The sequence below is a fragment of the Deinococcus wulumuqiensis R12 genome (assembly GCF_011067105.1).
GTDB lineage: Bacteria > Deinococcota > Deinococci > Deinococcales > Deinococcaceae > Deinococcus > Deinococcus wulumuqiensis.
This window is the reverse complement of sequence record NZ_CP049357.1, coordinates 623682-635136: the sequence shown is the minus strand read 5'-3', so window position 1 is coordinate 635136 and position 11455 is coordinate 623682. Positions and strand designations below refer to the sequence as shown.

Genomic DNA, 11455 nt, shown 5'->3' with positions numbered 1-11455 from the left:
TCCCCTACTTCGTTCCGTAGATGCGGTCCCCGGCGTCGCCCAGGCCCGGCACGATGTAGCCGTGGTCGTTGAGGTGGCTGTCTACTGCGGCGGTCACGATGTCCACGTCGGGGTGAACCTCCTCCACGGTGCGGATGCCCTCGGGCGCGGCGAGGATGGTCATCAGCTTGATGGACTGCGCCCCGGCGTCCTTGAGGTTCTGGATGGCGGCGTTGGCGCTGCCGCCCGTCGCCAGCATCGGGTCGGTCAGGAACACGCGGCGCTCGGCGATGTCGGCGGGCAGCTTGGAGTAGTACGCCACCGGCTCCAGGCTCTGCGGGTCGCGGTACATGCCGATGTGCCCCACCTTGGCCGCCGGAACGAGCGTCACGATGGAGTCGGTCATGATCAGGCCCGCCCGCAAAATCGCCACCAGCGCCAGCTTCTTGCCGCTGAGCATGGGAAACTCGCCTTCCTCGATGGGCGTGGCGAAGCGCACCGGCACGACTTCGAGGTCGCGCATCGCTTCGTAGGCGAGCAGCAGACTCAGTTCGCTCGCCAGTTCACGGAATTCCTTGACCCCGGTCCGCGCGTCACGCATCAGCGAGAGCTTGTGCTGTACCAGGGGATGTTCGACGACAGTGACCATGAGGCACACGATAGCGGCAGAGGGTGGAGGGTGGAGGGTGGAGGGTGGAGGGTGGAGGGTGGAGGGTGGAGGGTGGAGGGTGGAGGGTGGAGGATAGGTAATTTTTCCGGCCTGCTCCTGTCAAGGTTCTTCGTCCTGACTTTGGTTGTGCTTCGCGCCCAGGTAGTCTCCCGGAAGCCGCGCCAGCACATGCCGCGCCCTCGGTACCTTCTTCTCGCGCTGGGCGTCGAACTCGTAGGGTTCGTTCATCAGGAACCAGTACAGGTCGTGCAGGGTCGTCATGGCGACGTAGGCGCGGTAGCGGGTCAGGGTGGCCGGGGTCTGGTCGGGCAGGAAGGTTAGGGCGGCCATGAGGCTCTCGTCGGCGGGCAGCAGGTCGAGGGTGCCGGTCTTGAGCAGCGCGAGGTCCCGCAGCGGATCGTCGAGGGCCGACTTGGTCCAGTCGATAATCAGGACTTCGCCCGTGTCGCGGTTCATCAGGATGTTGTCGTGCCACAGGTCGAGGTGGCAAAAGGCGGCGGGCTGGTCGAGCAGGCCCTGATCGAGCGGCGTCTCCACGGCGCCAAACAGGTCGCCCAGGCCATACCCCGAGAGCGAAGACCGGAAGCGCCGCAGCCGCTCCTGTACGCGGCGCAGGTCCACCCGGCCCTCACGCTCGCGGTGCAGCACGCCGAGCTGCTCACGCAGCGCGGGAAGGGCGCGGGGCACCTCGGCGCGGGTCAGCGGACGCCCGGCAAAGCGCCGCAGCACCAGGGCCTCGATGCCGTCGGCCTCAGTCGCGTCGATGACCCACTCGCCCAGTCCGGCGCGGCGCATGTTGGCGGCCTCGGTGCAGTGTTCGCCCTGGTGGTTGCGGTAGACCTTGACCACCGCCTGACCGTCGGCGGTGGAGTACACGCGGCTCTGCATGCCGCTGTCCATCGGCGTCAGGGGGCCGTAGCGGGCTTCGAGCACCGGAAAGTGCGCGGGAACCGCCGAGGAGAAGTTCGAGCCTCGCACACCGAACGTCAGGAGGCGGCAGCCTTCTCCAGCGCTTTTTGTAGGGCGTTCACCACGCGGGGGTCAAAGCCCTTGCCCGCCTGGGCCTGCACCCGTTCGAGGTCGCCGGTGCGCACGTAGGCGTTGGCGACGGCCAGAATCCGGGCATACAGGGGGATGTCCTCGCCGGAGAGCTTGTCAGGCTCCCCCTGACCGTCCCAGCGCTCGTGGTGGTGCCGAATCGCCTTTTGCGCCTCGGAGAGATGCGGGACGTTTTGCAGAAAGTTGGCGCCGACGAGCGCATGCCCCTGCTCGCCGTGAATCTTGCCCAGGTCGTGCAGCGTGGCCGCGAACCACAGCTCCTCCTGCTCACGCGACGACAGGCCCATCGCCCGGCCGATTTTCATGCTGGCGTCGGCCACCGCCGCCGAGTGTCCCAGCCCGTCGAAGTCCTGGCTCTCGATGGCCTCCACCACCGCCCCCGACACCTGCCGGGCGGCCTGCTGCCAGTCGTCGCGGGCGTCGAGCATGCCCAGAATGGGCGCCACCGCCGTCGCCCAGCGCGCCACCGCTTCCTGCTGCGTGGGCGAAATGGGGTCAGCGTTGGTCCGGTCGAGCACCAGCGCCCCCAGCGTGCGCCCCCGGTCACTGACCGGCACGACCAGCGAAAGCGCCACGTCACGCATTCCCGCCGCGTCGAGCACCTTGTGCAGTTCGGGGGCGTTGGCTTCGTACAGTTCGCTGCTGCCGTCGGAGAGCACGCGCGGGCGCATGGCGGCCCAGGGACCGCTCATCGCCGTGCCGATCAGGGTGCGCGGGTAACCGAACACCGCCGCCACCTTGTCCTGGCCCCGGCGCACCACCGCGTAGCCGTTGATGTGGCCGCCAAGCAGCGTGGCGGCGTAGGCGAGCGCGTTTTCCAGCACCCCCTCGGCGGTGGGCCGCGACAGCAGTTCCGCGAGCACCCGTGTCGGGTCCAGCGTCTCGCCGACGTTGGAGCCCGTCACGCTGGTGCGGCGAGTGTCGGGGGCAGAAGGGGTGGGGGCTTTGCGTCGGAACACGGTAGCCGCAGTATAGCGGCGTTACCCTGGGAGCCGCATGCCTCCCCTTTCCCCCCGGTCCACCCCCCCCGCGCCCGCCCCGCGCACCGCCCCCGCCGTCACTGCGCCGGTCCAGCAGGCCTACGAGCGCTATGGCCGTCAGGCCGGGCAGTGGATCAGCCAGTACCAGGCCAAGGGCGGGCAGGTGTTTTGCGGCCCCGGCTGCCATTTTTGCTGCGACATGCCCATTCGCGTTTCACTGGCCGAAGCCCTGATTACGGCGCAGGCCCTGACCCCGGTGCAGGCCCAGGCCTTCGAGAAGCACGCCCGCGCGGTGGGCCAAAATGCCCGCACCGCCCGCGACGAGGAAGAATTCGTGCAGCGCCACCGCATCGAGATCAGCTTTTGCCCGCTGCTCGACCGTGCCACCGGAGCCTGCACCCAGTACGAGGCCCGCCCGACCCGTTGCCGCGACACCTTCAGCGCCTTTCCTGCGCACTTTTGCGCCTGCGGCACCTGGGAAAGCATGACCCGGCGCGAGCAGGCCGAGTACCGCCGCGAGGTCGCCCGCACGCCCGGCACCGACGGCGAAGTGCATTTCATCGCGCCGCTCGAACACCTCAGCGAGCCGGTCTGGGCGGCGGCCAGCAAGGCGATGCGCCGGGCCTGGGGGCTGGAGGTCTGGGGCGACTTCTGGACCCTGACCACTCTGGCGCGTGACCCGCAGTTCATGGCCCGGATCGAGGCGAAGGACGGACGCGGCGCATGGAGCCACGCCAGGGGGCGGGGGCTGGCGCATCCGGTGACGCTGGAAATCGGCTGATACGGATTCCGCTTCATTCCTGCACAGTCGGGAAAGCGCCGCCTGTGCATCCATATCGCAGAATCCGTATTTTTTCCTACTCGCATCCGCTCTGCTGCGCAGCTTTGCAAGTCGGATTGAATCTGAAACTACCAGATTCAATCGGAATCCGTATGGGGCCAAGAAATATCCCCGGCCACTTCGCCCTTGTCATTCCCCAAATTAGGTGCGAGCTAACTTATACCCCTCGACATAGACCTGAAGCATATTCATTCCCTCCCACAAGGCCTGCCACCCTGGCAGGCCATCGCTTTTTCGGTTCATATGTCCTCCCAACCTTCCCAATGCCAAAATGACGTCCTGCACAGTCTTCAGTTGCCGTTTCAAAACCTTGCTCAGCACCTGAAGTTCGACGGCACTCAACCCAGCGCTCTGAGCTGGATCATTTGGGCGTTCTCGTGAATCCTCGCGTAGCGCGAGTAACCTTGTGGCCACCACACTCATCATCGAAATCATGGCTTTGAGACGCTGACCCGCTTCCAACTGGAGCCGCTCTGCTCCCAGGCCCGTCTTCAACCCTTTATGAAACTCTTCCACCAGCCAACGGGCCTGGTACTGAAGCGCCACTTCGTGCGCTTCCTCAAAGGTCTCAATGTCGGCATCCGTGAGCAGCATCCATTCCAACGGTTCTTTCACGTCATCCGAAGGCTTTTCTGCCACACGAACAATGCTGACCCGTATCCCTTCCTGACGAGGTTTACCTTGACCACCCGCCATTGGTGTCGGCCAAAGGTACGCACGAACAACACTCACTTCAACGTGTGCAGCACGTGCTTTCTGACCTTTTCTCCCTCGAAGGTCTATGGTGTAACTTCCAAGCGGCGAGGCAGCCCTGGCTGCCTCAAAGACATGCCCAATGCACTCCCGTGTGCGGGCATTCGGATCAAGAAGCCGCCGGTTTTGGGCTGCCCTGACAACGAAACCCTGTCCTTGAGCGATGACGCCACGCATAAAGACCTCAATATCTGCCCCTCTGTCACAGACTCTGACCCATCGAACGTCTTGGTCGTCCGGCCCTTTTCCGATGCGTTCAGTTGCTCTTGTCCACAACGCACTTTCCTTGTTTTCCCGCTGGCGTCGCTCAGCGTCGCTCTCTGACGCTGTGGGTGCGGGTTGCCGGAGGTAATACTCCTGATCGAGTATGCCCAGAACCTGAACGGGAAGCCGTTGCCCACTTTGCTGATGGGGTTTTTGCCATTTCACAGCAAGTGTCGTGTGGAGGGTAAACCCCTGCCGAACCGGGGATCTGAGATCCCCGGTCCGCCCAAGGCCGGGAGTCTCCTGATGTCGTGACCAGATGAATTCGCTGCTGTCTTCAAGCAGCAAGAAGGTTCCTGCCTGCCCCAGTGCTGCGCGTACATGGTTGCGGTGAGGTGTTTGAAGGCGCTCAGGGGTTGCCTCCTTGCGTGACATGAAGGTATACGCCGCTTTGACATCTGCTCTACGGTCAAAAAGCTTGGGGATGGACTTCCCGGATCGGGAAGCCATCCCCTGCGCAATGCGTACTGCTCGTTGATTTCTACGCCGATCTCCAAGATCCACAGCACCAAAGTGCTTCAGTGCCCATTGCTCTGCCTGTAGCGGGTGAAAGGTCGTCACCTACATAGACTGCCTCAATTTGGGGAATGACAAGCACTTCGCCGGGGAGTTCTTTCAACACTCTACGCTCTGCTCTTTACCCTCGACCTCAGAGAATGTCGTCGCGGATGCAGGCCTTGAAGTGGTCGGGGGCCACCTCGCGCAGTTCGGGCACGATGTTGGCGCAGTCGGCGATCGCGTAGCGGCAGCGGGTGCGGAACACGCAGCCCGAGGGCGGGTTGATGGGGCTGGGAATGTCGCCTTCGAGAATGATGCGCTGGCGCTTGATGGTCGGGTCGGGAATGGGCGAGGCCGACAGCAGCGCCTCGGTGTAGGGGTGCTTGGGGTTGCGGTTGAGTTCGCGGCTGGGCGCGATTTCCATGATGCGGCCCAGGTACATCACGATCATGCGGTCGCAGATGTACTCCACGACGTGCAGGTCGTGTGCGATGAACAGCACGGTCAGGCCGAGTTCTTCCTGCAGGTCCTGAATCAGGTTGACGACCTGCGCCTGAATGGACACGTCGAGCGCCGACACCGGCTCGTCAGCGACGATGAAGCTGGGGTCCACCGCCAGGGCACGCGCAATGCCGATGCGCTGGCGCTGACCGCCCGAGAACTCGTGGGGGTAGCGGCCCATGTGCTCGGGGCGCAGGCCCACGCGCTGCAGCAGTTCGGCAATGCGGTCCACGCGCTGCTTGCCGGGGTGCAACTTATGAATCTGCATCGCTTCGCCGATGATGTCGCTGACCGTCATGCGCGGGTTGAGCGAGGCGAAGGGGTCCTGGAAAATAATCTGCATCTGGCGGCGGTAATCGCGCATCTGAGGCTTGGACAGCCTGGTGATGTCGGTGCCGTCGAAAATCACCTGCCCGCCCGTCGGTTCGATCAGGCGCAGCAGGGCGCGTCCGGCGGTGGTCTTGCCCGAACCGGACTCACCGATCAGGCCGACCACTTCGCCCTTGCCGACGGTGAACGTCACGTCGTTGACGGCCTTGACGTTGGCGACCACACGCGACATCAGGCCGCCGCGAATGGGGAAGTACTTTTGCAGGTTGTTGACTTCCAGCAGGTTCTGGCGGGAAGCCGCGACAGGCACGGTCTGGGGGCCGGAGTTCAGAAGGGGGCCAGTGGTCATGCGTTCACCTCGCCGCCCGGGCCGATGTGCTGCACGGCATGGGCGCGGTCAGGGCTGGCGGCTTCGAATTCGCGCCAGCGGATGCAGCGGGCCATGTGACCGCCGCCGGTGTCTTCCAGCGCAGGCACGCCCTGCGAGCACTGCGGCAGCGCGAACTTGCAACGCGGCTCGAAGGTGCAGCCGGGGGGCAGAGTCAGCGGGTTGGGCACGTTGCCGGGAATGGCTTCCAGGCGCTTCTTGGGCTGCCCCGGAACGTGGGCGTGTTCTTCCTCGCTGGGGCGGGGAATCGAGTTGAGCAGGCCCATGGTGTAGGGGTGACGGGGCGCCTTGAAAATCTCGATCACGTCGCCTTCCTCGACCACGCGCCCGCCGTACATCACCACCACGCGGTCGGCCATTTCCGCCACCACGCCGAGGTTGTGGGTGATGAACAGGATGCTCATGCCCACTTCTTTTTGCAGGTTGCGCATCAGGTCCAGAATCTGCGCCTGAATGGTCACGTCGAGCGCGGTGGTCGGCTCGTCGGCAATCAGAAGTGCGGGCTTGCATGAGAGCGCCATGGCGATCATCACGCGCTGACGCATCCCGCCCGACATCTGGTGGGGGTACTCGTGGACGCGCTTTTCGGGCGCAGGAATGCCCACGAAGCGCAGCATGTCGGTCGCCACGTCCATCGCTTCCTTGCGCGTCTTGCCCTGGTGCAGCATCACGGCCTCGGCAATCTGGTCGCCCACCGTGTACACCGGGTTGAGGCTGGTCATCGGCTCCTGAAAGATCATGGAGATGTCGTTGCCGCGAATCTTGCGCATCTCGGCTTCGGACACGTTGACCAGATTCTTCTGCACGCCGTCCTTGCCGGTGAACAGAATCTCACCGCCCGCAATCTGGCCGGGGGGCATGGGAATCAGACGCATGACAGTCAGGCTGGTCACACTCTTGCCGGAGCCGGACTCGCCCACCACGGCGAGCGTTTCGCCTTTCTTGATGTGGAAGGTCACGCCGTCCACACTCCGGACGACGCCGTCGTCGGTGTTGAAATAGGTCTTGAGGTTGTTGACGGCGAGTAGGACCTCGCCCGAATGTTGCTGGGTCATTTCTTTCCCCTGTTGTGCATGAAAGGCATGATAACGGTTTCCGACTCAGCGGCGCTTGCGCGGGTCGAAAGCGTCGCGCAGGCCGTCGCCCACGAGCTGCCAGCACAGCACCGTAAACACGATGAAAAAGCCGGGAATCAGAACCCAGGGCCGGTCGGTAAAGGACGAAAACCCGCCTTCCTGCGCTTTGTTCAGCAGGCTGCCCCAGCTCGCGTACGGCTCCACCGCGCCGATCCCGAGGAAGCTCAGGCCCGACTCAGTCAGGATGCTGGCCGGAATGGCAATCGAGAGGTTGACGATAAACAGCGTGGTCATGCTCGGTAGCATGTGCCGGAACATGACGCGCCCGTTGGACGCACCCAACGCCGAAGCCGCCATGACGTGGTCCTTTTCGCGTTCGGCGAGCAGCTGACCGCGCACCGTGCGGGCCACGCCACCCCAGTTGATGAAGGCCAGCATCCCCAGCACGATGTAAAGGCGCACCAGTGGGTTGACGTTCGGCGGAAACAGGGCCACCAGCAGGATAATCAGGAAGAGGTCGGGAATCGACGCCAGCACCTCGACCAGACGCATAATCACGTTGTCGACCCAGCCCCCGAAGAAAGCGGCCAGCGAACCCATAATGGCGCCGATGATGTACGAGATGAACACCGCCGCCACCCCGATGGTCAGGCTGATCTGTGAGGCGTACATGATGCGGGTGAAAAAGTCGCGGCCGAGGTTGTCGCCGCCCATCAGGTAGACCTTGCACTCGGCGTTTTCGGTACCGAACAGGTGGCGGTCCATCGGGATGATGCCGAACAGTTTGTACGGATCTCCCTTGGCGAAGAACCTGACCGGGCACTTCTCGTCGCTGGGCTTGTATTCGTTGACGAAGGTGTCGAGATTGAGCTGCTGGGTGTAGCGGTACACGAAGGGACCGCTCACCTCGCCCGCCGGGTCACGCCAGTGGATGGGCGTGGGCGGGTGATTGGGCACCAGGTTGTCCGTGGAGTAGCTGCTCAGGCTGTCTTGCGCCAGAAAGGGCGCAAACAGGGCGCTGAGGTAGAGCAGGATCAGCCCCAGCGCCCCCCACTGGGCCAGGCGGTTGCGGCGAAACTGCTTCCACGCCACCTGCCACTGGGACTGGGCATGGTTGGTCTTTTCGGTCTGGGTTGAAGTCACAGTCGTCATGGCAGCCTCACGCGTACTTGATACGTGGGTCCACCACGGCGAGAAGGATGTCGCTCAGGGCGTTGCCGATCAGCAGCAGAAACAGGGTCACCATGTTAAAGCCCGCAATCAGGTACAGGTCCTGGGTGGTGATCGCGTTGAGCAGCATGGGCGTGATCCCCGGGTAGGCGAACACCACTTCCACGAAGCCTGCACCGCTGATCAGACCCGGCAGCAACCCGCCGATTCCGGCGACGAAAGGCAAAATGGCGTTACGCAGGGCGTGCTTGTAGATGACCCGGTTGTGCGACAGGCCCTTGCTGCGGGCGGTCCGCACGTAATCGGCATTGAGCTGGTCGAGCATCAGGCCGCGCAGCACACGGGTAAAACCCGCCAGACTGATCAGCGTCAGCACCAGCGCCGGCAGCAGCATATGCGACAGGTAGTCCCAGAACTTGCCGAATGCCGAAAGCGAATCGTGGTTGTCGCTGTACATGCCGTTGAGGGGGATGTCCCACCCGGTCGCAAAACGCACCTGGAGAACCAGGAAGATGACGATCAGCGCCAGAAAGAAGCTCGGGAACCCTAACAGGAAATACAGAATGACGCTGCTGAGCTTGTCGCCGAACGAGTACTGCCGCACCGCGCCGTACACGCCGAGCGCGATGGCGATGGGGTAGAACAGCACGAGATTGAGCAGCACCAGCCAGATGGAATTGAGGATACGCGGGAAGGCGATGTCGGCCACCGGCTGCTGGTAGGCGAAGGACAGCCCCAGATTGCCGGTCAGCATGTTGCCCAGCCAGATGAAGTACTGCTGCCACACGGGCTTGTCGAGACCAAACTGCTTGGTCAGCGCCGCAACCTGCGCCGAGGTGTCCACCGGGCTGAGCTTGAGCGGGGTCAGGAAGTCACCCGGCGCCGCCTGGATAATGAAAAAGATCAGGGCACTCGACAGCAGCAACACCGGGATGCTGGCGAGAATCCGCTTGATGATGAAGGGAAGCATAAGACAACGTCTCCTTGAAAGCAGCAAAAAAGGGGAAACCCGCGGATGGGCGGACTTCCCCTGGGCCTCACGGCCCCAGGCTTACTTGATGTAGGTCAGCACGTTCAGGCGGCTGCCGTAGTAGGCGTCCCACAGGTTGCGGGGCATCTCGCCACCGAGGCGGCTGTTGAAGCTGACGTGGTAGTTGCTGCCCGCCAGGTAGACGAAGGGCTGCAGTTCGGCCATCGCCTTGGACAGCTGCTCGCCGATGGCGCGGCGCTTGGTGTCGTCCAGGGTCTGCTGGCCCTGGTTGAACAGCTTGGTGATCAGCTGTTCCTGGCTGGTAAGGCAGGCCCCGTTGGTGGGGTTGTTGTAGGCGTGCAGGCTGCCACCGCAGGTCACAGTGTTGGAGGAGTAGGGCCAGTAGTTCGTGCCGCCGGAGAAGCCCAGCAGGATCGAATCGAACTTGCGGTTCTCGCCCTTTTCGTACATCAGGTCAACGAGGTTGTTGAAGTCGATGGGGTTGAAGTTGATCTTGACCCCGACCTTCTTGGCCTCGTCGGCGAAGATGCGGCCCTGCTGCTCACGCACGGTGTTGCCCGAGTTGGTGTTGAGCGTGAATTCCAGGCGGCGGCCCTGCGCGTCGACCAGCCAGCCGTCCTTGTCCTTCTTGGTAAAGCCCATCTGCGCCAGCAGCTTGCGGGCCTGATCGAGGTCATAGGAGTACTTGGGGGTCGAGGCGTAGGTGTAGTTCTTGAAGATGGGGTAGACGCTGGAGTACACCTCGGTGCCCAGGCCGCCCAGGGTCAGCTGCACCATCGCCTTGCGGTTGGCGATGTGGCTCATGGCGCGGCGGAAGCGCACGTCACGGAAGATCTTCTGCTTGAAGGGGTCACCGCTCTTGTTCCAGTTCCAGACCACCCAGGTGCTCGTCGCCTGCGGCCCGACGTTGGCGAACAGTTCGGCCTTGAGGTTGCCGCCGTCGATGGCGCGCTTGATCTGGGCGAGGTCGTCGGCGTTGCGGGGCCCGAAGGTGTCGATCTGACCGGCGAGGTAAGCGGCGAGGGCGGCGTTCTGGTTCTCGATCACGCGGAAGGAGAGGCGGTCGAGGTAGGGCAGGGCCTTACCCGCGCTGTCCTTGTTCCACTCGCCGAAACGGGTGTTCTTCTTCAGGACCACGCGCTGACCGGCCTGGAAGCTTTCCAGGGTCCAGGCGCCGGGCACGACGATGTTGCTGCCCGGGGTGTTCAGCGGCCACAGCTTGGTCACGGCAGCGGCCCCGCCCGAGCGGTAGGCCTTGCCGAACACGTGGTCGGGCCAGGGGGTATAGCTCATCTTGCTGTAGGCCGAGACGTCCACCGTGGGGAAGTCGAACTGCAGGGTGTAGGTGTCGAGCTTCTTGACCGTCACCGGCTTCTTGTTGATGAAAAAGGAGTCGTAGCTGTTGGAGCCGACCTTGTCATCCTTGTGGATCGCCAGGGTGCTGACCCAGTCGTCGGCGGTGATCGCCTGACCGTCGCTGAACTTCATCCCCTGGCGAATCTTGACGACAAAGCGCTTGCCGTTGTTGCTCACGGTGGGCATGGACGCCGCCATGACAGGAATGAACTTGTCGTTGCGGGGGTCCTGGGTAAACAGGTAAGCACCCAGGTTGAAGTAGGAGTTGGGCAGGCTTTCCGCTTCCTTGCTCACGAAGGGGTTCAGGGTCTTGAAGTCCGAGAGCGTGTAGGTGCGCAGTTCGCCACCGGTCTTGGCACTGGCGGCGGGGTCGGCGCTCCAGGCCTGCGGGTAGACGAAATCGGCCTGAGCGGCAGCGTTGCCCAGCGTCAGGGCAAGCGCAAGAGTCAGAATTTTCTTCATGGAACCTCCAAATGATTCTGGAAAAGACCAACGTCCCCATCGCGGGTCGTTGGTGTAAGGGTTCAGGGATTTCCAGCGCGGTCAATATATGGACTGCCTTACAGGAGGTCAAGTCCACGTCATCCATTTCACATCAA

10 protein-coding genes are annotated in these 11455 nt (G+C 63.3%); 1 reads left to right on the top strand and 9 read right to left on the bottom strand.

What is annotated here, in order from left to right:
• Nucleotides 1–4 precede the first annotated feature (4 nt).
• The 3 genes from upp to G6R31_RS03135 all read right to left on the bottom strand — a co-directional run bounded on the left by upp (nt 5) and on the right by G6R31_RS03135 (nt 2667).
• Nucleotides 5–628, bottom strand: coding sequence for a uracil phosphoribosyltransferase (upp, locus tag G6R31_RS03145; RefSeq protein WP_017871519.1), 624 nt, complete (start codon nt 626–628; stop codon nt 5–7).
• Nucleotides 629–748: 120 nt separating this feature from the next.
• On the bottom strand, nt 749–1627 hold the full coding sequence (locus G6R31_RS03140; protein WP_017872055.1) for an aminoglycoside phosphotransferase family protein: 879 nt from the start codon (nt 1625–1627) through the stop codon (nt 749–751).
• A gap of 8 nt (nt 1628–1635) precedes the next feature.
• Nucleotides 1636–2667, bottom strand: a complete 1032-nt coding sequence (locus G6R31_RS03135) for an HD-GYP domain-containing protein (protein ID WP_017872054.1) — start codon at nt 2665–2667, stop codon at nt 1636–1638.
• Between the two features lie 37 nt (nt 2668–2704).
• Here G6R31_RS03135 and G6R31_RS03130 point away from each other — a divergent pair, with 37 nt between their 5' ends.
• Entirely contained in the window at nt 2705–3469 is a 765-nt protein-coding gene (locus G6R31_RS03130) for a YkgJ family cysteine cluster protein (protein ID WP_164993957.1), read from the top strand.
• 201 nt (nt 3470–3670) lie between these two features.
• Here G6R31_RS03130 and G6R31_RS03125 read toward each other — a convergent pair whose 3' ends face one another.
• From G6R31_RS03125 to G6R31_RS03100, 6 genes are all read right to left on the bottom strand, one after another.
• Entirely contained in the window at nt 3671–5107 is a 1437-nt protein-coding gene (locus G6R31_RS03125; RefSeq protein WP_081608361.1) for an IS4 family transposase, read from the bottom strand.
• An 88-nt stretch (nt 5108–5195) separates the two neighbouring features.
• Nucleotides 5196–6224: an ABC transporter ATP-binding protein gene (locus tag G6R31_RS03120; protein ID WP_017871639.1), complete on the bottom strand. Its 1029-nt coding sequence runs from the start codon at nt 6222–6224 to the stop codon at nt 5196–5198.
• Nucleotides 6221–7318 carry an ABC transporter ATP-binding protein gene (locus tag G6R31_RS03115; protein ID WP_017871638.1) on the bottom strand — a complete coding sequence of 366 codons (1098 nt, stop codon included), beginning with the start codon at nt 7316–7318 and terminating at the stop codon, nt 6221–6223. Before G6R31_RS03115 ends, G6R31_RS03120 begins: the two co-directional genes overlap by 4 nt.
• A 45-nt stretch (nt 7319–7363) precedes the next feature.
• On the bottom strand, nt 7364–8491 hold the full coding sequence (locus tag G6R31_RS03110; protein ID WP_017871637.1) for an ABC transporter permease: 1128 nt from the start codon (nt 8489–8491) through the stop codon (nt 7364–7366).
• 7 nt (nt 8492–8498) lie between these two features.
• Complete coding sequence (locus G6R31_RS03105) at nt 8499–9479, bottom strand: ABC transporter permease (RefSeq protein ID WP_017871636.1); 981 nt, start codon at nt 9477–9479, stop codon at nt 8499–8501.
• 81 nt (nt 9480–9560) lie between these two features.
• Complete coding sequence (locus tag G6R31_RS03100; protein WP_017871635.1) at nt 9561–11318, bottom strand: ABC transporter substrate-binding protein; 1758 nt, start codon at nt 11316–11318, stop codon at nt 9561–9563.
• Nucleotides 11319–11455: the final 137 nt, after the last annotated feature.

Bases quoted from the DNA above. Each gene is read 5' to 3' on its own strand.
- upp (WP_017871519.1), bottom strand. From the start codon at position 628: ATGGTCACTGTCGTCGAACATCCCCTGGTACAGCACAAGCTCTCGCTG.
- G6R31_RS03130 (WP_164993957.1), top strand. From the start codon at position 2,705: ATGCCTCCCCTTTCCCCCCGGTCCACCCCCCCCGCGCCCGCCCCGCGC.
- G6R31_RS03120 (WP_017871639.1), bottom strand. From the start codon at position 6,224: ATGACCACTGGCCCCCTTCTGAACTCCGGCCCCCAGACCGTGCCTGTC.
- G6R31_RS03115 (WP_017871638.1), bottom strand. From the start codon at position 7,318: ATGACCCAGCAACATTCGGGCGAGGTCCTACTCGCCGTCAACAACCTC.
- G6R31_RS03110 (WP_017871637.1), bottom strand. From the start codon at position 8,491: ATGACGACTGTGACTTCAACCCAGACCGAAAAGACCAACCATGCCCAG.
- G6R31_RS03105 (WP_017871636.1), bottom strand. From the start codon at position 9,479: ATGCTTCCCTTCATCATCAAGCGGATTCTCGCCAGCATCCCGGTGTTG.
- G6R31_RS03100 (WP_017871635.1), bottom strand. From the start codon at position 11,318: ATGAAGAAAATTCTGACTCTTGCGCTTGCCCTGACGCTGGGCAACGCT.